Annotated in this window: 22 protein-coding genes; 17 read left to right on the top strand and 5 right to left on the bottom strand. The window is 66.6% G+C overall.

All coding sequences use genetic code 11. The features are described from left to right. Positions 1–38 precede the first annotated feature (38 nt). Entirely contained in the window at positions 39–584 is a 546-nt protein-coding gene (locus AMYAL_RS0110110; RefSeq protein WP_020631189.1) for a hypothetical protein, read from the bottom strand. A gap of 222 nt (positions 585–806) precedes the next feature. Here AMYAL_RS0110110 and rpmE point away from each other — a divergent pair, with 222 nt between their 5' ends. Both rpmE and prfA read left to right on the top strand, forming a co-directional pair. Further along, the gene (gene rpmE, locus AMYAL_RS0110105; RefSeq protein WP_007028345.1) at positions 807–1,034 is read left to right on the top strand and encodes a 50S ribosomal protein L31; all 228 of its coding nucleotides are present in this window, start codon (positions 807–809) and stop codon (positions 1,032–1,034) included. Between the two features lie 80 nt (positions 1,035–1,114). Then, positions 1,115–2,185 carry a peptide chain release factor 1 gene (prfA, locus tag AMYAL_RS0110100; RefSeq protein ID WP_020631188.1) on the top strand — a complete coding sequence of 357 codons (1,071 nt, stop codon included), beginning with the start codon at positions 1,115–1,117 and terminating at the stop codon, positions 2,183–2,185. Positions 2,186–2,206: 21 nt separating this feature from the next. Here the strand turns inward: prfA and AMYAL_RS0110095 are convergent, their stop codons facing one another. From AMYAL_RS0110095 to AMYAL_RS49210, 3 genes are all read right to left on the bottom strand, one after another. Next, positions 2,207–2,905, bottom strand: coding sequence for a hypothetical protein (locus AMYAL_RS0110095; protein ID WP_245192860.1), 699 nt, complete (start codon positions 2,903–2,905; stop codon positions 2,207–2,209). 160 nt (positions 2,906–3,065) lie between these two features. Continuing rightward, positions 3,066–3,560: a hypothetical protein gene (locus AMYAL_RS49215; RefSeq protein WP_143267979.1), complete on the bottom strand. Its 495-nt coding sequence runs from the start codon at positions 3,558–3,560 to the stop codon at positions 3,066–3,068. Beyond that, the gene (locus AMYAL_RS49210; RefSeq protein ID WP_143267978.1) at positions 3,541–3,822 is read right to left on the bottom strand and encodes a hypothetical protein; all 282 of its coding nucleotides are present in this window, start codon (positions 3,820–3,822) and stop codon (positions 3,541–3,543) included. Before AMYAL_RS49210 ends, AMYAL_RS49215 begins: the two co-directional genes overlap by 20 nt. 127 nt (positions 3,823–3,949) lie before the next feature. Between AMYAL_RS49210 and AMYAL_RS0110085 the strand changes: the two genes are divergently transcribed. Beyond that, a complete protein-coding gene (locus AMYAL_RS0110085) occupies positions 3,950–4,381 on the top strand; it encodes an FG-GAP repeat domain-containing protein (RefSeq protein WP_020631185.1) in 432 nt (143 codons plus the stop codon). 315 nt (positions 4,382–4,696) lie between these two features. After that, positions 4,697–6,304, top strand: coding sequence for an arabinofuranosyltransferase AftB family protein (locus AMYAL_RS0110080; RefSeq protein WP_020631184.1), 1,608 nt, complete (start codon positions 4,697–4,699; stop codon positions 6,302–6,304). 4 nt (positions 6,305–6,308) lie between these two features. On the opposite strand, the gene wsfD is transcribed toward AMYAL_RS0110080, so the two are convergent. Then, the gene (wsfD, locus tag AMYAL_RS0110075; protein ID WP_020631183.1) at positions 6,309–7,742 is read right to left on the bottom strand and encodes a glycan biosynthesis hexose transferase WsfD; all 1,434 of its coding nucleotides are present in this window, start codon (positions 7,740–7,742) and stop codon (positions 6,309–6,311) included. 111 nt (positions 7,743–7,853) lie between these two features. Here wsfD and AMYAL_RS0110070 point away from each other — a divergent pair, with 111 nt between their 5' ends. From AMYAL_RS0110070 to atpD, 13 genes are all read left to right on the top strand, one after another. Next, positions 7,854–8,402, top strand: coding sequence for an HD domain-containing protein (locus AMYAL_RS0110070; protein WP_020631182.1), 549 nt, complete (start codon positions 7,854–7,856; stop codon positions 8,400–8,402). 83 nt (positions 8,403–8,485) lie between these two features. After that, entirely contained in the window at positions 8,486–9,352 is an 867-nt protein-coding gene (gene prmC, locus AMYAL_RS0110065) for a peptide chain release factor N(5)-glutamine methyltransferase (protein ID WP_020631181.1), read from the top strand. Between the two features lie 142 nt (positions 9,353–9,494). After that, positions 9,495–11,480 carry a M6 family metalloprotease domain-containing protein gene (locus AMYAL_RS0110060; RefSeq protein ID WP_026466922.1) on the top strand — a complete coding sequence of 662 codons (1,986 nt, stop codon included), beginning with the start codon at positions 9,495–9,497 and terminating at the stop codon, positions 11,478–11,480. 474 nt (positions 11,481–11,954) lie between these two features. Beyond that, a complete protein-coding gene (locus tag AMYAL_RS0110055) occupies positions 11,955–12,605 on the top strand; it encodes an L-threonylcarbamoyladenylate synthase (protein ID WP_020631179.1) in 651 nt (216 codons plus the stop codon). 85 nt (positions 12,606–12,690) lie between these two features. Then, complete coding sequence (locus AMYAL_RS0110050) at positions 12,691–13,842, top strand: glycosyltransferase family 4 protein (RefSeq protein WP_020631178.1); 1,152 nt, start codon at positions 12,691–12,693, stop codon at positions 13,840–13,842. Positions 13,843–13,921: 79 nt separating this feature from the next. After that, positions 13,922–14,377: a Cg1360 family ATP-synthase-associated protein gene (locus tag AMYAL_RS0110045; protein WP_020631177.1), complete on the top strand. Its 456-nt coding sequence runs from the start codon at positions 13,922–13,924 to the stop codon at positions 14,375–14,377. 379 nt (positions 14,378–14,756) lie between these two features. Continuing rightward, a complete protein-coding gene (gene atpB / locus AMYAL_RS0110040; RefSeq protein WP_020631176.1) occupies positions 14,757–15,554 on the top strand; it encodes a F0F1 ATP synthase subunit A in 798 nt (265 codons plus the stop codon). 61 nt (positions 15,555–15,615) lie between these two features. Further along, positions 15,616–15,870 (top strand): ATP synthase subunit c family protein, encoded by a 255-nt coding sequence (locus AMYAL_RS0110035; RefSeq protein WP_005150354.1) that lies wholly within the window; start codon positions 15,616–15,618, stop codon positions 15,868–15,870. Positions 15,871–15,903: 33 nt separating this feature from the next. Beyond that, positions 15,904–16,461, top strand: coding sequence for a F0F1 ATP synthase subunit B (locus AMYAL_RS0110030; RefSeq protein ID WP_020631175.1), 558 nt, complete (start codon positions 15,904–15,906; stop codon positions 16,459–16,461). 6 nt (positions 16,462–16,467) lie between these two features. Continuing rightward, entirely contained in the window at positions 16,468–17,289 is an 822-nt protein-coding gene (locus AMYAL_RS0110025; RefSeq protein ID WP_020631174.1) for a F0F1 ATP synthase subunit delta, read from the top strand. Positions 17,290–17,344: 55 nt separating this feature from the next. Beyond that, on the top strand, positions 17,345–18,982 hold the full coding sequence (gene atpA, locus AMYAL_RS0110020; protein ID WP_020631173.1) for a F0F1 ATP synthase subunit alpha: 1,638 nt from the start codon (positions 17,345–17,347) through the stop codon (positions 18,980–18,982). 11 nt (positions 18,983–18,993) lie between these two features. Next, positions 18,994–19,932, top strand: coding sequence for a F0F1 ATP synthase subunit gamma (locus AMYAL_RS0110015; RefSeq protein ID WP_020631172.1), 939 nt, complete (start codon positions 18,994–18,996; stop codon positions 19,930–19,932). After that, complete coding sequence (gene atpD, locus AMYAL_RS0110010) at positions 19,932–21,356, top strand: F0F1 ATP synthase subunit beta (protein WP_020631171.1); 1,425 nt, start codon at positions 19,932–19,934, stop codon at positions 21,354–21,356. Before AMYAL_RS0110015 ends, atpD begins: the two co-directional genes overlap by 1 nt. Positions 21,357–21,394: the final 38 nt, after the last annotated feature.

Here is a 21,394-nt window from a genome sequence, read left to right as displayed (position 1 = left end):
CCTCAAGGAGGCCTTCACGGACTTTCCGGTACTTGGGCTCAGCGGTGCGGAACGGCCGCGGGGGTCCAGCCGCGGTAGTTGTTGAAGTAGTTCACGCTCGACGCGTGGCCGATCTTGCCGCCGATGCTGGAGGCGTAGATCCCGCCGGAGCCGTCGGCGATGCCGACGTGGCCCCACTGGCTGATGTTCCAGTACACGAAGGAGCCCTTCGGCGGCGTCCCGGTCGTGTGCTTCGGGCTCGCGCCGTTCCAGTGCGCGTTGGCCGAGGCCCAGACGCCGGTGGTCCCGTACGCGTTCTCGGCGGCCTTCTCACAGAGGCCCTGGTACGCGGTGGAACCGGCGTGGTTCTTGTACCACTGGACGGCACCGGCGGGGGTGCCGTCAGCGGCGCCCTGGATGGACAGGTCGCCCTCGGGCACGGTGGTGAACGTTCCCGCTGCCGGGTTGATGTCGGCCGCGGTGATGGTGGCGCCCGCTTCGGGGGCGGCCGGAGCGGCCCCGGCGACCGGAGCCACGGCGAGGGCCGCGATGGCCAGCGCGGCGACGGACGCCGGCTTCGCCACCTTGGCGAGGATGGTACGCATGATGCAAACCTCCTGTTGAGTATTAACCAACAAGAGAACGGTCCCGTGGCGAGGTACAAATTTCGTACAACTGGGCGTCGATAGTTGATAACTCAACGTGGTGGAATATGCCGGGGGAGGGGTGCGTTGACGCCACTACCAGTGCATCTGGCAAAATCATCCGCTGAAGTCCGGCGCCGGTTCACCCCGTACGGGGACCCGGTGCCAACGAGAGAGGACACCATGAAAAGCGGTATTCACCCCGAGTACGTCGTCACGCACGTGAACTGTGACTGTGGCAACGAATTCACCACGCGCAGCACCAAGACCTCCGGCAACCTCCACGTCGAGATCTGCTCGAACTGCCACCCGTTCTACACCGGCAAGCAGAAGCTCATGGACACCGGCGGCCGCGTCGCGCGCTTCGAGGCTCGCTACGGCAAGCGCAAGAAGGCCGAAGACGCCAAGTAGCTTGAACGACGGCGCCTACCCGCATGTCCGGGTAGGCGCCGTTTTTCATTGTTTTGCCAGGGTCGTTGAGAGGTGGAGTGGTGGATTCGAGTTCGCTCAAGGGTCTGCTCGAAGAGCACGCCCAGCTGGAAGAGCAGCTGGCCGACCCGTCCGTGCACGCTGACCAGGCGCGCGCGCGTAAGCTCGGCCGCCGTTACGCGGAGCTGAGCCCGGTCGTCAAGACGGTCCGCGAGCTCGACACCGCCCGCGAAGACCTCGAGACGGCGAAGGAACTGGCTGCCGAAGACTCGTCCTTCGCGGCCGAGGCCGAGGAAATCTCCGCCAAGATCCCCGCGCTCGAGGCCAAGCTCACCGAACTGCTCCTGCCTCGCGACCCGTACGACGGCTCCGACGTGGTCATGGAGATCAAATCGGGTGAAGGCGGCGAGGAGTCGGCGCTGTTCGCCGGCGATCTGCTGCGCATGTACCTGCGCTATGCCGAGCGTCACGGCTGGAAGGCCGAGGTGCTCGACTCCGTCGACTCGGACCTCGGCGGGTTCAAAGACGTCACCGTGTCCATCAAGAGCCGCTCGGCCGACGTCGACGGCGTCTGGGCGCGGCTGAAATTCGAGGGCGGGGTGCACCGCGTGCAGCGCGTGCCCGCCACCGAATCGCAGGGCCGCATCCACACCTCCGCCTCCGGCGTGCTCATCTACCCCGAACCCGAGGACGTCGAGGTCGAGATCGACCCGAACGACCTGCGGATCGACGTCTACCGCTCGTCCGGCCCCGGCGGCCAGAGCGTGAACACGACCGACTCGGCCGTGCGGATCACGCACCTCCCGACCGGTGTGGTCGTCTCGTGCCAGAACGAGAAGTCGCAGATCCAGAACCGCGCCCGCGCCCTGCAGGTGCTCCAGGCCCGCCTCCAGGCGATCGCCGAGGAGGAGGCCGCCGCGAAGGCGTCGGACGCCCGCCGCTCGCAGGTCCGGACCGTCGACCGGTCCGAGCGGGTCCGCACCTACAACTTCGCCGAGAACCGCATCGCCGACCACCGGGTGAACTACAAGGCCTACAACCTGGACCAGGTCCTCGACGGCGACCTCGACGGCGTGCTGAACGCGCTCATCACCGCGGACCGCGAGGAACGGCTCGCCGCCCACGCGGGCTGACAGTCGTTCCGCACCGAGCCGCTAACCCGGCTCGGTGTAGAACGGGTCGTCGTCCAGTCCGGTGTGGATGGCCCGGACGGACATGCTCACGCCCGAAAGCCTGTCGGTCACCTCGTTCGTGACCCGGCTGAGCGCCTCTTCGCCGCTTTCACCGGCAAGAGCCGGGAACGCCGACAGCAGTACCGCTTCACAGGGGCCCGCGTCCGTGCTGATCCGGACCAGCGACGCCGAAAGATCGGTCGCGGGACGGCCGCACAGGCCCACGGCCAGCCGCAGGTCGCCGGTGGGGACGTAAAGATGCACCCGCGAAATGACATCGGTTTCCGCACGCGGGGTGAAATCATGCCTGGTGACGTACGCCGGTTCCCGCGGATCGGTGCCACCGACGGCGGCCATCAGCGAATAGAGCGTGAATCCGTCCGCCTGGGTGTCGTAGGCGTCGTAACTTCCGTATTGGCCGGTCTCCGGCGTGCCGTGGATTTCGAAGAATTCCGCATTCAGGCCGAACTGGAAAAGCGCGGGCAAAGCGGCGCGGTGCAGTGTGCCGGCGAGTTCCTCGTCGTCCGCGGGAGGTGTGCGATAACCGACGGAGACCAGGTAGCCCTTCCAGCCGCCTTCGGGATCCGCCCGGCAGATCTCCAGCTCGGTGGCCTCGAACTCGCCGATGAAGCGTTCGCCCAGCGCGGCGGCCGCGGCGAAATCGTCGGTATCGATGTTCACGGATATCCGTGTGACGACTTCCGTTTCCCGGAGATCCATGACTGTTTCGCGGGCCCTTCGGCGAGTGCGGATGCGGTCAGCCTACGGGTGCCCCTGCGAAGCGTACGACCGGGCCTGGTGAAACTGGGTCGGGAGCCGGAGATCTCCGGCTCCCGACCTGTTACGGAATCTCTTTGTCGAAGAACTTGGAGACCGAGATCAGATAGTCACTCGAATGACTGACCGCTTCGGTTCCGTCGAAGAAGCCGAAGAGCGCGGATACTCCGGTGGCGATGATGCGAATCGCCGAATTTTGATCAGTACCGTGTACCTCGGTGTGCTCGAAATCTATTCGAGCGTCATCGAGTGCGGCCAGGAAGTCCTTTTTGGTAATGGTCGAATCTTGCGGCCCGCCCTGGCCTGCCAGTGAAGGAGGCACGGAAAAATTCTTTCCGGGCCATGCTTCAATGCGGATGGACGAAACGTGATTTCGGGTTACGGACAGGGATAGGCTGTCCCAGTCGTAAGGGTACCCCTCTGCTTTGTCGCCGAGCAGCCGGATCGCCGGATGCGGATGGCCGGGTCCAAGTATTTTGAATGCTTCGGTCAAGGGCATTCCGCCATGGATCGGTCCGATCCGGCCAGAACCCGCGAATTCAAGCATCAAGTCCAGCATGGCTCCATGGTAGCTCATTCGAACGCGACTTCGACGTCGGTGTATTATCCGCGTTCTCCCCTTGAATTCCGTCAAGGGCGAACTGTGGTGAAGCCGTATTCCTTGGCAATTTTTCCGGTGAAGGTTCGAATGCTGCTTGTTCGAAGGTTTTCTCTGCGCGAATGGCGGCGTTGAACGTATTGAGGTTGCTCGGCATGCTGGTGAGCCACTTGCCGCGTACGGATTTCATCTTCGCGCCGCAGTGGTCAAAAGCTGATTGCACGAGAGCTCGGTCGACCTTGTCGATTTCGGTCAGAATAAAGCTGCCGTCCGAGAGTTCGACCTCAAATAAATTATCAAGGTTTCCGGCGAAATGCGTCGGATGATCGCTATTACTTTCCTTTCCTGCGATGAAGACCTTGTACTACCGGGTTGTCACGACGCTGCCGGATGGAACGGATCTGGCGTCCGGTGTGGGGCCGGAGACCACGTCGGTTTCGGCGGTGATTGACTTTGCCGGTGACGGCAAGGACGACATCGCCACCTTCGCGCGTGGGACGGCGGGCGACGTCTACGTGGCGTTATCGAACAGTGCGAGATTAGTCGGGAACTCCGTGAAGTGGCATGACAACTTCGCCTTTTGGTCCGAATTGCCCGCGGTCGGTGATTTCACCGGTGACGGTAAAGCCGACATTGTCACTTACATGCGCGGCGCGAGAGGGGACGTGTATGTCGGCTCGTCCGATGGGACGAAGTTCGTGGGTGCTTCCGCGCTGTGGCACGGCGATTTCGCGTTCAGTGAAGAGGTGACAGCGCCCAGGTCCTTCGCTCTCGGGTTCTGACCTTTCGTCAGTGTCGGGCAGGCGGATCGTGAGCCGCCTGCCCGACATCGTCGTTTCGTCACCCGATAGAGTAAGCAAGATCGTTTAAAAGGTCTTGCCCAGTCACGGACAGTGTTGTCGCGTCACAGAAATCTGGGTGTTTGGTCGTCTTTCGGTTACCTGGAGAATCAGTTGAGCACAGTCACCGCTGAATCCGTATCCACACCTGACAGACCGGGCGGAATTCGCGTTCGGAGCCGCGTTCGGACGTGGAACTGGGCTGTCATCGGGGTCACCGTGGTGGCTTTTGTGGTGCTTGCCTGGCAGCGGCGCTGGATGAGTGATGACGGCCTGATCGTGTTGCGGACGGTGCGGCAGATCCTGGCGGGCAACGGCCCGGTCTTCAACGTCGGGGAGCGGGTCGAGGCCAACACCAGCACGCTGTGGACGGTGGTGCTCGTGCTGGTCGGCTGGATTCCAGGGGTCAGCCTCGAGTGGATCGCGGTGCTCGTGGGGCTGGTGTTCTCGGCGGGTGGTCTGGCCCTCGCCCTGGATGGTGCCCGGCGGCTGGCGGGTCCTTCGTCGTCCGCTTTCGTTCTCCCGGCGGGGGCGCTCGTCGTTCTGGCGTTGCCGCCGTTCCGTGACTTCGCCACGTCCGGCCTGGAGACCGGGCTGATCAGCCTGTGGCTCGGCGGGACGTGGTGGCTGTTGGTGCGGCGCGGGACCGGGCGGCCGTTCGGTCCGCTGTGGTCGACCGCGGTGGTCGTGGGGCTGGGGCCGCTGGTGCGCCCGGATCTCGCTCTGTTCAGTGTGGCCGCGATGGCCGGTTTGCTGGTGCTCACGTGGCGGGGCTGGCGGCCCGCGCTGGTTCTTCTCGCTGCCGCGGCGGTGCTTCCGGTGCTGTATCAGGTGTTCCGGATGGGCTACTACGGGCTGATCACTCCGAACACGGCTTTGGTGAAAGAGGCCTCCGAGGCGTTGTGGGACAGCGGATGGGCCTATTTCGGTGATTTCACCGGTCCGTATCTGCTGTGGATCCCGGTCGCCGCGTGCCTGCTCGCGGGGCTGGCTTTGGTGGCGCGGAAGTCGGTGGATCGCCGGGTGGTGGTGCTGGTGGCCGTCCCGCTGGTGGGTGCGGTCATGCTGGCGGCGTATGTCGTCCGGGTCGGTGGTGACTTCATGCACGGGCGGATGTTGCTGCCGGCGACGTTCTGCCTGGTGCTCCCGGTGATGGCGATCAGGGTGACCAGGCTGACGTTCGTGCCTGTCGTCGTGGTCGCTGTCTGGGCCGTTGTCGCGGGCGGCTGGTTGCGGACTCCGTATGCCGGCCTGGAGGAGCCGATCGACGAGAGCGAGGTCATCGCCGACGAGCGCGCCGCCTACGTCGAGGCCAGCGGGACCGGGTATCCGATCCTGGCGCGGGACTTCCGGTTGTTCGTGGAGACGACCGACGACGCCCGCAAGCAGCTGGCCGTGCAGCAGGCCCCGTCCATCCACGTGTACGCGGAGGCGACGGGCTGGGTCGCGTATCCCTCGGCGAACGGCCGTGCCTTGTTCACCTATTTCAACATCGGCGGTCCCGGCATGCTGCTTCCGCTCGACGTGTGGGTGCACGACCCGATCGGGCTCGCCAACCCGGTCGCGGCGCACAGCACCACCATCCCAGGACGACGGATCGGGCACAGCAAGTTCGCCGGTGGCAACTGGGAGGTCGCTGGCCTCGCCGAGGGGACGACCGAGGACCTGGCGGCGCGGGGCCAGTACAAACAGGACAACCTCGACGCGATCCGGAACACGCTGGCCTGTCCGCACACCAAAGAGATGCTCGACTCGGTCCGCGCGCCGCTGACTTTCGGGCGCTTCTGGGACAACCTCATCCACTCGGTCGGCCGCAGCGGGCTGCGCTACGACCGCGACCCCGAGAACGCACAAACCTGCCGATGACCCGTCAGCCGGAGATGGACGCTGTCTCCGGCTCACGCTCTTCGGTCGTCGACGGCTCGTCCTTGCGCTTCGGCAGGAACGAGAGCGCGGCGAACGCGGCGGCGAGCAGGGTCGGGTAGATCGTCAGCTGCTGGTGCTTGACGTTCTCGATGCCTTCCGCGAGACCGGAGACCAGGATCTGGCCCATCGCGAACAGCAGGAACATGAGCACCACGATGCCGACGTCGCGGCGTCCGGTGCGGTTCCGGAAGGCCCGTAGTCCCGCCCAGCCGATGAGCAGCCAGATCGGCAGCAGGGCGAACAGTCCCAGCGGGGCGATCCAGCCGGTGATCCCGGACAGGACCGGGATCCGGTACTCCTTGGCGAGCGGCGGCTGCCCGGCGTGCTCGCCGAAGCTGCCGAGGTTCGGCACCCGCGCGGTCAGCGTCTCCTGCGCGGACCTGTGCAGCATCTCGACCACGCGCACCGGGTGGTCCAGGTAGTACTGGGCGACGTTGCGGCGGCTGATCTTGTCGCGGTACTGGCCGTACGCGGGGTCGCGCCAGGCCGCGTTCGCGCTCCACCAGCCGGTGCCGACGTACTTCGCGAACTCCGGCGGGAGGCCCAGCGCGGCGAGGTCGCCGGCGGTGTCGTGTTTCCCGTCCACGATCCCGTTGAACACGACGTGGTACATGTTGGCCTCGCGGTACTCCGCGTTGGCCGAGTCGCCCGCTCCCTGCACCAGCGCGGTACCCGTGCCGACGACGGCGAGCACCGCCAGCGGCAGCGCCCAGCGGGCCAGGCCGCGGCTGCCCGCGGGCCGGACGAACAGCAGCGCGAGCGCGAACAGCGGGATCAGCAGCAGCGTCTGCGACTTCGCGTTGATCCCGATCATCGCGCCGAGCACGGTGACCGCGGCCCCGGTGTAGCGCCACGGCCCGGTGCGGTGCATCAGCAGGAGCCCGCCGGCGAGCAGGAGCATCCCGACGAAGGCGGCGCCTTCGCTCAGCACCGAGGCGAAGTACCCGAAGAAGGCCGAGTCCGCCGCGACCAGCAGTAGCGCGGCCGTGGCGATGACGCTGTCGCGGACCGAAAGGCGCAGGCCCACCACGATCGCGGCGATCCCGCCCGCGACCAGCAGGCAGCCCAGCACGCCGAGGACCAGCAGATTCAGGATCGCGGACGAGCCGAGCAGCTGCCCGATCTCGCTGGCGATCTTGTCGATCCAGCTCTGGCTGGAGATGTATCCGCTGTTGCAGGCGGGCGCGGTGCCGTAGGAGAAGCGGACGAAGTACTCCGAAGGCCTGTCGAGCTCGCGAGCGCCGAGCTGGCACAGGATGCGCCAGCCGTCGCCGTTATCCGCCATGCCGATCGGGCGCGGAACCAGGAAACGGACAAGGAGCACCCCGAGTGCGGCGAAAAACACGCCCAGGGTCAGTCTGATTTCCCGGATCTTCACTCGCGTCACCTTAAGAGATTCCGGAGGGTGATCAGTTCGTGCCCTCTCGAAGCAGGGTGACAGGCCGGAGGACACTTGGCTGGCATATCGCCGTCGACGCGTAGGAGAACTGTGGAAGCCCTGGCCAGGTTCGGGTTCGAACTGGGTGTACTCAAGCGGATCCGGCGGGCCGGATGGTGGCAGGCCGGGGTCCGCGATCCCGAATCGGTCGCCGAGCACACCACGCGCGTCGCGCAGCTGGCAGGCCTGTTGGCGGCCGAGGGTGGCGCCGACCCGGCTCGGGCGGCGTATCTCGCGCTCTGGCACGACACGCAGGAGACGCGGACCGGCGACCTCCCGCACACGATCAAGGGTTTCGTCGAGAAGCCGGACCCGCGGGCGATCACCGCCGCGCAGACGTCGGCGCTCTCCGGTGCGGCGCGTGACTCGGTCCGCGACGCGGTCGACGAGTACGAAGCCGCAGAGAGCCCGGAGGCGCTGTACGCACGCGACGCAGACAAGCTGGAGATGCTGCTTCAAGCCGTCGAGTACCGCGATGTCGGTGTACGGAACGTCGACGAGTGGATCACTTCGGCGACGAAGAGCCTCCAGACCGACCTCGCGCGGCGGGTGGCCGAAGCGGCGCTGACGTTGTCGTCGCTCTCGTGGCGGGTGCGCTGAGGCAATCGATACCCTGAGCCCGCGTGTATCGACCACGGCACGCGTGCCCCGTGTGTCAGGCTTGACTCTGTGAAGGAACACCAGTGAACCGGCAGCCGTTGCGCCTCGCCATCATGGAAGCGACCCGCATTCTCACCGAAGCCGGTGTGGCGTCACCGCGCTCGGACGCGGAGCTGATCGCCTCGCATGTCCTCGGCGTCGAACGCGGCCGCCTGCCGATGGTGCCGCTGGTGGACCCACCGGTCATCGACGCGATCGGCCAGCTCGTGAACCAGCGGGCCAAGCGGATCCCGCTGCAGTACCTCACCGGGTGGGCCGCGCTCGGCGACATCACGGTCAACGTCGGCGCCGGGGTGTTCGTCCCGCGGCCGGAGACCGAACTGCTCCTGGAATGGGGCCTCAAGCTGCTGCACGGGCGTGAGTACCCGGTGGTGGTCGACCTGTGCACCGGCTCCGGCGCGCTGGCGCTGGCCGTGCAGCACGCGCGGCCGGACGCCGTCGTCTACGCCGTCGACATCGACGCGCAGGCGCTCGCCTGGGCCCGGCACAACGCCGACGTCCACGCCGACGCGGGCGACACGCCCATCCGGCTGTACTCCGGCGACGTCGCGGACAGCACGATGTTCGCCGAGCTCGACGGCCTCGTCGACCTGGTCCTGTGCAACCCGCCGTACGTGCCGGAAGGCACACCGGTGCCGACGGAGGTCGCCGAGCACGACCCGCCGCGGGCGGTGTTCGCGGAGGAGAGCGGGCTGGCCGTGATCCGGCACGCGATCGCCGCCTCCGCGCGGCTGCTGCGGCCCACCGGCGGGATGGCGATCGAGCACGACGACACGCACGGGTCCGCCGTCCCGGCGCTGGTGCGGGCCCGGCGGGTGCTGACCGACGTGCGGGGCCACCTGGACCTGGCAGGCCGGGCGCGGTTCGTCACCGCCCTCCGCGTCTCCTGACTCCGCGTTCAGAGGACTGGACGCGGGCGTTCGGAGGATAGTTAGCGGGACTCACGACTTCCGGCGGTGCCCAGGACAAAGCCCGCCTCCTAACGTCGATCACGGCCGCCTCATCGGCGGTCCGACTGGGAGGTGTACCCCGATGCGATCGTCTCTCCGACGAGCCCCACTAAGAACACTCGCCGTTCTCGCCAGCGTCGCGCTGCTGCCGGGCCTGATCGCCCAACCCGCGTCCGCCGCTGCTCCCGTGAAGGGCTGGCCCGCCCCGATCGACGGCTCGACCTGGGAGAACCAGGACCATATGACGTGGGACGACTACCGCAAGCCGCCCGGCACCAACTGGGCCGATCCCGCGCTGAAGCCGACCAAACGGACGTTCAAGGGCGCCGTGGTGCTCGCGGACTACCCGGACCAGGAATTCGCCGTCACGCAGCCGACGCATTCGACGGTGTTCGGCAACCCCGGCCCCGCCGCCAGCAACATCCCCCGCGCGGACGTCGCGAAGTTCTACCAGGACTTCCTCAACAAGCCGCAGGCGATCAACAAGGGCCACACGATCAACGAGTACTGGATGGAGGACTCCGGCGGCAGGCTGGGCGTCGACCTGACCGCGTTCGGGCCGTACCGCCTGCCGGGCAAGTCCTTCGAGTACGGCATGGAGTTCCAGCCCGACGCCTGTCCGCCGGGGGCGAACTGCAAGCGCGACCTGCGCGCCGACGCGGGCGCGGCCTGGCGGGCGGACGTCGGTGACGTCTCCAAGCAGTTCGACTTCGTCTTCTATCTCTCCGCGGGCCAGGACGAGAGCGCGACCTGGCAGGAATTCGGCGTGATGAAGTTCGGCGAGCCGGGGAACGTGCCCGACGAATTCGGCCCCGGTGTCGCGGGAATGCCGAACGCCGCGTCGACCCGCTATGTCCCGTGGACGTCGTGGAAATCCGCGGCGAGCATCTGGCCGAACGCGGTCACCGGTTCCTCGACCCAGGCCGAAAGCTCGGGCCAGGCGGTTTACGCGCACGAATTCAGCCACATTCTCGGCATCGGCGACAACTACAACAACCCGTTCGGAAACCCGCCGTCCAGGACCTACACCGGCCCGTGGGAGATGATGTCCCGCGGCAGCTTCAACGGCCCCGGCGGACCGCACACGCGCTGGCAGATCCCGGCGACCCAGGGTGGTTCGATGGGGTCGCACCACATGCTGCGCACCAAGATGAAGCTCGACATCATCGACCCTGAAGACGTGCTCAAACTGGACCGGAACTCCCTCGCCAAGACCGGCCCGGTTTCGACCAGGATCACCGCGCGTTCGGTCCTTCCCGGACAGGGTGCCTACAGCGGTATCAACATCGCGCTGCCCGGCGGGGACCTTTCGCCGAAATGCGACCGGTCCAAGGATCCGTTCTGCGACGGCGGCGGGTACGACAATTACACCGTCGAGGTCGTCGACCGGATGGGCAGCGATTCCTTCGCCCCCGATTCCGGCGTCATCATCGCGAAGACGAAGAACCAGGACAACGCGCCGTTCGAATGGATCGTCGACGCGAACCCGGCCGACATCGGCATGACCGACTACAAGAAGCCGGACGGGACCGCGGTCCCGATCCCGATCGGCGACTACCGCCAGCTCAACGACGCCGCGTTCAAGGCGGGCACCGGTTCGGCGAGCAAGTACGAGTACACCGACCAGGCCAACCGGCTGAAGTTCCTGGTCTCGGACGTCGAACGCGACCGGAAGGGCGTGCTGTCCTACGTCGTCACGGTGGCCTCGCTCGACGGCGCGGGTTCGCAGGCCAGGGGCGTTTCGCTCTGGCCGTCGGCGCCCGCGTTCGGCAAGAACGGCCTCGCGACCTGTTCGTTCCCGGTGTTCAACACCGGCGACGCGAAGGGGTCGGTGGCGCCGTACAACACGGACACCTACCGCCTGAGCGCGTCCACCACCGCGAAGGGCTGGGAGGTCCGGCTGCCGAACGAGCTGTCCACCGTTCCGTTCGGCGGACGGTCTTCGGCGACGGCGCACGCCAAACGGGCCGCGGGCGGTGACCACGCCGCGCAGATCAAGCTGACCGCGACGTCGATCGCCGACCCGGCGAAGACGGCGACGTCGTTCTGCACCGCTTTCGCCTTCTGACGGTGGCTGAAGGGACGAGGAGGTCTCGTTGCCCCACCTGACGTAACCAGCCACGGACCGTGTCGCGAAAGCCACTTTCAGGACAACAGACGTCCCGAAAGTGGCTTTCGCGACACCCGTAGCCGGCGGCCGGGTTCCCGCCGCGAGTCGTCCAACCAGTCACATGAGATCGCCCGACCGCAGGTGCTCGGGTGACCGCTTTCGCCTGCTGGGGCGTGGCCTCACCGGAGACGTTGCGAAAGCCACTTTCGCAACCTTCAACGTTGTGAAAGTGGCTTTCGCAACGTCCGTTCCCACCGGTCCGCGCCCGACCCTGGCCGCTCTGGCGTCGCGAAAGCCACTTTCGGGACATCAGACGTCCCGAAAGTGGCTTTCGCGACACCCGAAACCGGCGGACGGCCCGAGCACCGCCCGGCGGCGCGACGACGGGCACCTTGGCGAGCCCCGAACGCGGCAGGGCTACGCTCACTGCCCATGAGCGCGGTGTACGACTGCAGCAAGCGTGAATCACGGGCCGACGGGCTCGCCGCGGCGGCGAGCGCGGTGCGTTCCAGCCGCCTCGTCGTCCTCCCGACCGACACGGTCTACGGAATCGGCGCGGACGCGTTCGACGGCGGCGCCGTCCAGTCGCTCCTGCGTGCCAAGAACCGCGGCCCGGACATGCCGGTCGGCGTCCTGGTCGGTTCCTGGTCCACTGTGGACGGACTCGTGCTCGGCACGCCGCCGCAGGCCCGCGCGCTCATCGAAGCCTTCTGGCCGGGCGACCTCTCCATCATTCTCCCGCACGCGCCGAGCCTGCAGTGGGATCTGGGCCAGTCACGCGGAACGGTGATGCTGCGCATGCCGCTGCACCCGGTCGCGCTGGAACTGCTGCGCGACGTCGGCCCGATGGCGGTTTCCAGCGCGAACGTGTCCGGGCGCCCGCCGGCCACCACCGCGCAGGAAGCGGTCGACCAGCTCGGCGACAGTGTCGCGGTCTATCTCGACGGTGGCTCGTCCGGCGAGCCCGTTCCGTCGACGATGGTCGACCTCACCGGCGACGACCCGGTCGTCCTGCGGGAGGGCGCGGTGAGCCGCGCCGCCGTCGCGGAAGTACTGGGAGTGCCCGCGGAGTCGCTGGCCTAGTCACTCGCCTAGGACCGTCGGCTGCCGTATCCCCCTGGCGCGGTAGCGTGTTCGAGTGACTTGGACCTCGGCGGCGTAACGCACCATGCCTCCTACGCAAGGCCTCCCGATCCGGGAGTACATCCTCGTCGCCCTCACCGCGGCGGCCGTTACCTTCCTGCTCACCGGCGTGGTGCGCCGGGTGGCCATCCGGATCGGCGCGATCGCCAACCCGCGGGCCCGCGACGTCCATGTCACCCCGATCCCGCGGATGGGTGGCATCGGCATCTTCCTCGGCGTCGCCGCCGCGATGGGGCTCGCGCACCAGCTGCCCGCGCTGAGCCGGGGCTTCGACTTCTCCTTCGACTCGCTGGGTGTCCTGCTCGCCGCCGGGGTCATCTCCCTGATCGGCGCGCTTGACGACCGGTTCGAGCTGGACGCCTGGACGAAACTGGCAGGCCAGGTCATGTGCGCGGGGATCCTGGTGATCTTCGGTGTGCAGTGGGTGTCGTTCTGGGTGCCGTGGGGCGGCGGCGACGGATCCTTCGGCCAGGTGCTCGTGCTGGACAAGAACCAGGGCGCGCTGCTGACCGTCGTGCTGGTGGTCGTCATGGTCAACGCGATGAACTTCGTCGACGGCCTCGACGGGCTCGCCGGCGGTCTCGGTTTCATCGCCGCCGCGGCGACCTGCTCGTTCTCGCTCGGCCTGCTCGACTCTTCGGGCGGTGACGTCGGCGCGTACCCGCCCGCCCTCATCGCCGCCACCCTGGCCGGGGCCTGTCTGGGCTTCCTGCCGTACAATTTCCAGCCCGCGAAGATCTTCATGGGCGACTCGGGCTCGATGATGATCGGCCTCATGCTGGCAGGCGCGACGACGTCCGCGTCGGGCCGTGTGCCGTACCCGCAGTTCAGCGGCAAGGACGCGCTCGCGTTGCTTTCGCCGCTCGTCGTGGTCGCCGCGGTGCTGTTCGTGCCCTTGCTCGACCTGATCATGGCGGTCATCCGCCGCACCCGTCGCGGTGAGAGCCCGTTCGCCGCGGACAAGATGCACCTGCACCACCGTCTGCTGGAGATCGGGCACTCGCAGCGCCGCGCGGTCCTGCTCATCTACTTGTGGGCGGGCCTGCTCGCGTTCGGCGCCGTGTCGGTGACGTTGTTCGACGACGCCGCGGTTTTCTGGATTGTCGGATTCGGCTTCCTGCTGGCGACCCTGGTGTCGGTGATCCCGCGGCTGCGGTCGCGGAACCGGACCGCCTGAACGGCAGAACTCAGACTGCGTGAAAGGCGCGATCCGCACGCGCCTACACTGGCGTGTTGAGACGACCAGGGAGCTTTCTGTGAGCGAGACCGAAAAGACCGTCGAGGCGGAGGAAAACCCCCACGCCAAGGTGGTTCTGCAAGCGGCCAACGCGATGATGAAGGCTTCCCTGAAGCTGGTCCCGCCCGCGGTGCTGATCTGCATCGTGGTCTTCACCATCCTCAAAGGACAGCCGGGTCTGTTCGGCTCGGGCATCGGTGGCGTGCTCGCCTTCGTGTCCGCCCTCGCGACGCTGGGCCTCATGCGCTTCAGCGCGGGGATGGACCCGATGTTCGTGATGGTGATCGCTCTCGGTGGTTACGTGCTCAAGATCGTCCTCCTTTTCGGGGCGCTGAGCCTGCTCCGCGGAGTGTCCTCGATCGACCCGATGGCGCTGGGCGTCACCATGATCGTCGCGATTCTCGTGGCCGCCGCGGTGGAGTTCGCGGCCTTCCGCAAGACCAAGATCCCGACGATCATCCCCGCTTCCCGCTGATTCCGGGACCGAGGTCCTGACCTGGGACGGGACCTAGGTCCTCGGCCGATCGGTGGCAATGTAGTACGCCTGTACGGGCCGTCGGAACCTGCTGATATGGTCCGCGTATGGGCGGCGGCCTCGGCTGCCGGCTCCTGATGACGAACCCCGAACAGCAGTGTGGCGACGGTGTTGAATCGTCCCTCATCACCCGCTGGCAGGCGTCTGTCTTCCGGGGGCACTGCATCGAGAATCCTCGTGTGCGGAACGTGAAACCGTGTTCAGCACATCGTGGGGTGGCCGCCTCCGACGACCCGATACGTGTCGGGTACGTTAAGTCCAGATCGTGACGATTCCCCCGGCGGAGTGAACGCCGGCCGGGAGAACCGGAAGGAGCCCAGTGGGCGCGCTGGTACTAGCCGAGGGTGCGGAGTTCAAGCCGCCTGGCGTCAAAGACTTCAACCTACCGCCGTTGTTCGGCTCCGGCTATTGGTTGAGCTTCACCAAGCCGATGTTGCTGGTGGTCATCTCCCTGATCATCCTCATCACCTACTTCATGTTGTCGTCGCGCCGGCTGAAGGTCGTCCCTGGTAAGGGACAGTTCATCGCCGAGTCGATTTACAACTTCGGCCGCAACAACATCGCGCGGGAACAGATCGGCTCTGCCGACTTCAAGCCGTACATCCCGCTCGTGCTCGGTCTCTTCAGCTTCGTGCTGGTGAACAACATCTTCGGGATCATCCCGTTCTTCCAGTTCCCGACCATGGCGCGAATCGGCTTCCCGGTCGCCCTCGCGTTCCTTGTCGTTTACCCGGTGTATCACTACGTCGGGTTCAAGCGCCACGGTTTCAAGGGTTACCTGAAGAAGGAACTGGCTCCGGCGGGTATTCCGGGGTTCGTGCTGCCGCTGTACTCCACCATCGAGTTCGCGCAGAAGTTCTTCATCGCACCCGCCACGCTGGCCATCCGAGTCTTTGCGGCGATGTTCGCCGGGCACCTGATCATCATGGTCTTCACGCTCGGTGGGAGCTTCCTGCTGACCGATGGCGAAGGCCTCGTGAAAGTCGCGTCTCCGGTGGCGTTCCTGTTCGCCATCGCGATGACCTTCCTGGAGGCATTCATCCAGGTCCTGCAGGCATACATTTTCGCACTGCTGTCCGCAGGCTACATCGGCGCCGCGCTGGCGTCGGAGCACTGAGAAACACCAAAAGCCCCCGATCCGCGTGAGTCGCGCGGACCGAGTTTGAAGGGAAACGCACGTGAGCAACATCGTTCTTGCGCAGCAGGCCGCCGAGGCCGTCAGCATCAACAAGGGTCTCGCCGCCATCGGTTACGGCCTCGGCGCGATCGGCCCCGGTATCGGTGTGGGTCTCATCTTCGCCGCCGTCATCAACGGCACCGCCCGTCAGCCGGAGGCCCAGGGCAAGCTGCAGAGCATCGCCTTCTCGACCTTCGTGCTGACCGAGGTTCTGGCGCTGATCGGTATCGTCATTTACTTCCTCGCCTCCGCCTAGGGCTGAGTTTCGCTCATCGCTTAAGGAGACGTTGTGCTGAAGACCGAATTGGTGTTGGCGTCCGAAGAGGTGCCCAACCCGATCGTGCCGCACGTTCCCGAGCTCATCCTCGGTTTCGTCGCCTTCCTTCTGCTGCTGTTCGTTCTGAAGAAGTACGTCGTCCCGCGTTTCGAGACGGCCTACGAAGAGCGGGCCTCGTTGATCGAAGGTGGCATCGAGCGAGCCGAGAAGGCGCAGGCCGAAGCCGAAGAAAACCTTGCGCAGTACAAGGCGCAGCTGGCGGAAGCCCGTTCCGAGGCCGCGAAGATCCGCGACGACGCCCGGCTCGAAGCCGAGCAGATCAAGGCGGAGCTGCGGGCCGAGGCGGAGTCCGAGTCCCAGCGCATCGTCGCCCAGGGCCAGGCTCAGCTGCAGGCCCAGAAGGCGCAGATCATCGCCGAACTGCGCGCCGAACTCGGCCGTAACTCCATCGAGCTGGCCAGCCGCATCGTCGGCGAGTCGCTCGCGGACGACGCGCGCCGCCACGGCACCGTGGACCGGTTCCTTGCCGAGCTGGAGACCGCTGGTGCCTCCAACGGAGCGGGGAAGTAGACCAGAATGACGCTGCATGCTGCGAGCCGTGAAGCGCTCGACCTCGCCGAGAATCGTCTCGGCGAGGTTCTGGCCGCCGCGGGTACTGACCCGGCGACGGTCGGCGACGAGTTGCTTTCGGTCGTCGCCCTGCTGGACCGGGAGATCGGCCTGCGCCGGGCCGTCGCCGACGGTTCGTCCACGTCCGAAGCCCGGATCGGCCTCGTCCGCGGGATCCTCGCGGGCAAGGTTTCCGAACCGGCCCTGCAGGTGCTCGACTCCGTGGCGGGCAGCCGCTGGTCGAGCCCGCGCGAATTGACCGACGGGCTCGAGGCCCTCGGCCGCTCGGCGCTGCTCACCAGTGCGGAGAAGTCCGGGAACATCGACACTGTCGAAGACCAGCTGTTCCGGGTCACCCGTATCGTTGCGGGCGCTCCGGAGCTCGAACGGGCGCTGTCCGACCTGGCCGCTCCCGCCGAGGCGAAGCGGACCCTGGTCCGCGGCTTGTTCGCCGACAAGGTGGACGTGGTCACCGAGACCCTCGTCGAGCAGGTCGTCCTGCGCGCCAAGGGCCGCGGGGTCGCCAACGCCCTCGAGCGGCTGGTCCAGCTGGCCGCGGAACGCCGTGAACGCTCGGTCGCCCAGGTGACCAGCGCGAGCGCGCTGTCCGACGAGCAGCAGGCTCGGCTGAGCGAGAAGCTCAACGCCCTTTACGGGCGGCAGCTCGCGCTGCACGTCGAGGTCGACCCGTCACTGGGCGGCGGACTTGTCGTCCGCGTCGGCGACGAGGTCATCGACGGCAGCACCGCGGGGCGCATCGACGCCCTGCGTCGCCGGCTGGCCAGCTGAACCCCATAACAACGACTTTGCACACTGGCACGAACGAAGCGAGAGCGGGATTGAAATGGCGGAGCTGACGATCTCCTCGGATGAGATCCGTAGCGCGATCGAGAACTACGTCTCGAGTTACGCCCCGGACGTGAGCCGGGAAGAGGTTGGCGTCGTCATCGACGCCGGTGACGGTATCGCTCACGTCGAGGGCCTTCCCTCGGCGATGGCCAACGAGCTGCTCGAGTTCCCCGGCGGGGTCCTCGGTGTCGCGCTGAACCTGGACGCGCGCTCCATCGGTGCCGCGATCCTCGGTGACTTCGAGACCGTCGTCGAAGGCCAGCAGGTCAAGCGGACCGGTCAGGTCCTCTCGGTTCCGGTCGGCGAGGGCTACCTCGGCCGCGTCGTGAACCCGCTGGGCGCCCCGATCGACGGCCTCGGCGAGATCGAGACCACCGAGCGTCGCCCGCTGGAGGTCAAGGCCGCTTCGGTGGTCGAGCGCCAGCCGGTGGCCGAGCCGCTGCAGACCGGTATCACCGCGATCGACGCGATGACCCCGATCGGCCGTGGCCAGCGTCAGCTGATCATCGGTGACCGCAAGACCGGCAAGACGGCCGTCGCGGTGGACACGATCATCAACCAGAAGGCCAACTGGGAGACCGGCGACCCGAAGAAGCAGGTTCGCTGCATCTACGTCGCGGTCGGCCAGAAGGGCTCCACGATCGCCGCCGTGAAGAAGTCCCTCGAGGACGCCGGCGCGATGGAGTACACCACCATCGTCGCGGCCCCCGCGTCGGACTCGGCGGGCTTCAAGTGGATCGCGCCGTACACCGGCTCGGCCATCGGCCAGCACTGGATGTACGAGGGCAAGCACGTCCTCATCGTGTTCGACGACCTGACCAAGCAGGCCGACGCGTACCGCGCGATCTCGCTGCTGCTGCGTCGCCCGCCGGGCCGTGAAGCCTTCCCCGGCGACGTCTTCTACTTGCACTCCCGTCTCCTCGAGCGGTGCGCCAAGCTCTCGGACGAGCTGGGCGCGGGCTCGCTGACCGGTCTCCCGATCATCGAGACCAAGGCGAACGACGTGTCGGCGTACATCCCGACCAACGTCATCTCGATCACCGACGGTCAGTGCTTCTTCCAGTCGGACCTGTTCAACGCCGGTCAGCGCCCGGCCATCGACGTGGGTATCTCGGTTTCCCGCGTGGGTGGTGCCGCGCAGGTCAAGGCGATGAAGGACGTTTCGGGTTCGCTCCGTATCGACCTGTCGCAGTACCGCGAGCTGGAGGCCTTCGCGGCCTTCGCCTCGGATCTCGACGACGCGTCGAAGGCGCAGCTCGAGCGTGGTGCCCGCCTGTACGAGGTGCTCAAGCAGCCGCAGTACTCCCCGATCCCGGTCGAGGAGCAGGTCGTCACGGTGTACCTCGGCACGAACGGTCACTTCGACACGGTCCCGACCGAGGACGTGCGCCGCTTCCGTGACGAGTTCGTCGACTCCGCCCGTCGCAAGCACGGCGAGCTCCTCAAGGACATCCGCGAGTCGGGCAAGTTCTCCAAGGAGACCGCTTCCGGGCTGGTCGACGCGGTGAACGAGTTCAAGAAGGAGTTCACCACCTCCGAGGGCAAGAGCCTGGTCGAGGTCTCCGACGCGATGGACGCCGAGAAGGTCGGGCAGGAGACCGTCAAGGTCAACAAGCCCGCGCCGAAGAAGTGAGCTGGTAGTCCATGGCCGCACAACTCCGTGAACTCCGGTCGCGTATCAAGGCGACCAAGTCCATCGGCAAGATCACCAAGGCGATGGAGCTCATCGCCACCGCGCGCATCACCAAGGCGCGGGCGAAGGTCGCGGCTTCACGGCCCTACTCGGACGAGATCACGAACGTGCTCTCGGCCCTGGCGGGTGCCTCGGCCAACCTCGACCACCCGTTGCTGGTCGAGCGTCCCAACCCGAAGCGCGCGGCGGTCCTCGTGATCACCAGCGACAAGGGTCAGTGCGGTGGGTACAACTCCAACGTGCTGAAGGCGACCGAGGAGCTCCTGATGCTGCTGCGTGAGCAGGGCAAGGAGCCGGTGCTGTACGTGACCGGCAACAAGGGCCTGAGCTACTACCGGTTCCGCGGCCGCGAGGTGACCGAAGGCTGGACGGGATTCTCCGACCAGCCCGGTTACGTCAACGCCTCGACAGCCGGTGAGCTCATCGTCGAGTCGTTCCTGAACGGCGCCGACGACGAGGCGGGCAACGCCGACGGCATCCTGGGTGTCGACGAGATCCACGTCGTCTACACCGAGTTCGTCTCGATGCTCACCCAGCGGCCGACCGCCAAGCGCGTCGCGCCGCTCGAGGTCGAGTACACCGAGGACGGCGAGGAGAAGCCCGAAAGCCTGCTCCCGAGCTACGAGTTCGAGCCCAGTGCCGAAAAGCTGCTCTCCGCGTTGCTGCCGAAGTACATCAACACGCGGATCTTCGCGGCGATGCTCGAGTCGGCCGCGTCCGAACTCGCCGCTCGCCGTACCGCGATGAAGGCGGCGTCGGACAACGCGAACGATCTGGTGAACACGCTGACGCGGGAGGCGAACCAGGCCCGCCAGGCGCAGATCACCCAGGAGATCTCCGAAATCGTCGGTGGGGCGAACGCTCTCACCGCAGCAGGAAGTGATGACTGATGACCAGTACTGAAGCCCGTGCCAAGGGGCGCATCGTCTCGGTGACCGGCCCGGTCGTCGACGTCGAATTCCCGCGCGGTTCCGTTCCCGACCAGTTCAACGCGCTCAAGGTCGAAATCGAGTTCGAGCAGCTGCGCAAGACGGTGACCCTCGAGGTCGCCAGCCACCTCGGTGACAACCTCGTCCGCACCATCTCGCTCCAGCCGCAGGACGGCCTGGTGCGTGGTGCCGAGGTCACCGACACCGGCGGCCCCATCACGGTGCCGGTCGGCGACAAGGTCAAGGGCCACGTCTACAACGCTCTCGGCGAGTGCCTCGACGAGCCCGGCTACGGCGAGGACCTCGAGCGCTGGGGCATCCACCGCAACCCGCCTTCCTTCGACCAGCTCGAAGGCAAGACGAAGATGCTGGAGACCGGCCTCAAGGTCGTCGACCTGCTGACCCCGTACGTCGAGGGTGGCAAGATCGGCCTGTTCGGCGGTGCCGGCGTCGGCAAGACGGTGCTCATCAAGGAGATGATCACCCGTGTCGCCCGGAACTTCGGTGGTACCTCGGTGTTCGCCGGTGTCGGCGAGCGCACCCGTGAGGGCAACGACCTCTTCCTGGAGATGTCCGAGGACGGCGTCATCAACGACACCGCCCTCGTCTTCGGTCAGATGGACGAGCCGCCGGGCACCCGTATGCGGGTCGCGCTGTCCGCGCTGACCATGGCGGAGTACTTCCGCGATGTGCAGAACCAGGACGTGCTGCTCTTCATCGACAACATCTTCCGGTTCACCCAGGCCGGTTCCGAGGTGTCGACCCTGCTGGGCCGGATGCCTTCGGCCGTGGGTTACCAGCCGACGCTGGCGGACGAGATGGGTCAGCTCCAGGAGCGGATCACCTCGACCCGTGGTCGTTCGATCACCTCGATGCAGGCGATCTACGTCCCCGCGGACGACTACACCGACCCGGCCCCGGCGACGACGTTCGCCCACCTGGACGCCACCACGGAGCTTTCGCGTGGCGTGTTCCAGAAGGGCATCTTCCCGGCGGTGGACCCGCTGGCGTCGACGTCGACCATTCTGGACCCGGCCATCGTCGGTGAGGACCACTACCGCGTGGCCTCCGAGGTCATCCGGATCCTGCAGAAGTACAAGGAACTGCAGGACATCATCGCGATCCTCGGTATGGACGAGCTGTCGGAAGAGGACAAGCTGACCGTTCAGCGCGCGCGCCGCATCGAGCGGTTCCTGTCGCAGAACATGCTGGTCGCCGAGGCGTTCACGCAGATCCCCGGCTCGACCGTGCCGCTGTCGGAGACCATCGAGTCCTTCGACCGCATCACCAAGGGCGACTTCGACCACTACCCGGAGCAGGCGTTCCTGGGTATCGGTGGCCTCGAAGACCTCGAGAAGAAGTACAAGGAAATCACCAAGAAGTGATGTTCCGATGAGCGGCGGGATCAGTGTCTACTGTGGAC

Source organism: Amycolatopsis alba DSM 44262 (genome assembly GCF_000384215.1).
GTDB lineage: Bacteria > Actinomycetota > Actinomycetes > Mycobacteriales > Pseudonocardiaceae > Amycolatopsis > Amycolatopsis alba.
This window is presented reverse-complemented; position numbering and strand designations above follow the sequence as displayed.

What these genes read in the sequence shown, in the direction of transcription:
- AMYAL_RS0110110 (WP_020631189.1), bottom strand. Translation starts at nt 584, where the DNA reads ATGCGTACCATCCTCGCCAAGGTGGCGAAGCCGGCGTCCGTCGCCGCG.
- rpmE (WP_007028345.1), top strand. Translation starts at nt 807, where the DNA reads ATGAAAAGCGGTATTCACCCCGAGTACGTCGTCACGCACGTGAACTGT.
- AMYAL_RS49215 (WP_143267979.1), bottom strand. Translation starts at nt 3,560, where the DNA reads ATGCTGGACTTGATGCTTGAATTCGCGGGTTCTGGCCGGATCGGACCG.
- AMYAL_RS0110085 (WP_020631185.1), top strand. Translation starts at nt 3,950, where the DNA reads ATGAAGACCTTGTACTACCGGGTTGTCACGACGCTGCCGGATGGAACG.
- AMYAL_RS0110080 (WP_020631184.1), top strand. Translation starts at nt 4,697, where the DNA reads ATGAGTGATGACGGCCTGATCGTGTTGCGGACGGTGCGGCAGATCCTG.
- AMYAL_RS0110060 (WP_026466922.1), top strand. Translation starts at nt 9,495, where the DNA reads ATGCGATCGTCTCTCCGACGAGCCCCACTAAGAACACTCGCCGTTCTC.
- AMYAL_RS0110055 (WP_020631179.1), top strand. Translation starts at nt 11,955, where the DNA reads ATGAGCGCGGTGTACGACTGCAGCAAGCGTGAATCACGGGCCGACGGG.
- AMYAL_RS0110050 (WP_020631178.1), top strand. Translation starts at nt 12,691, where the DNA reads ATGCCTCCTACGCAAGGCCTCCCGATCCGGGAGTACATCCTCGTCGCC.
- AMYAL_RS0110025 (WP_020631174.1), top strand. Translation starts at nt 16,468, where the DNA reads ATGACGCTGCATGCTGCGAGCCGTGAAGCGCTCGACCTCGCCGAGAAT.
- atpA (WP_020631173.1), top strand. Translation starts at nt 17,345, where the DNA reads ATGGCGGAGCTGACGATCTCCTCGGATGAGATCCGTAGCGCGATCGAG.
- AMYAL_RS0110015 (WP_020631172.1), top strand. Translation starts at nt 18,994, where the DNA reads ATGGCCGCACAACTCCGTGAACTCCGGTCGCGTATCAAGGCGACCAAG.
- atpD (WP_020631171.1), top strand. Translation starts at nt 19,932, where the DNA reads ATGACCAGTACTGAAGCCCGTGCCAAGGGGCGCATCGTCTCGGTGACC.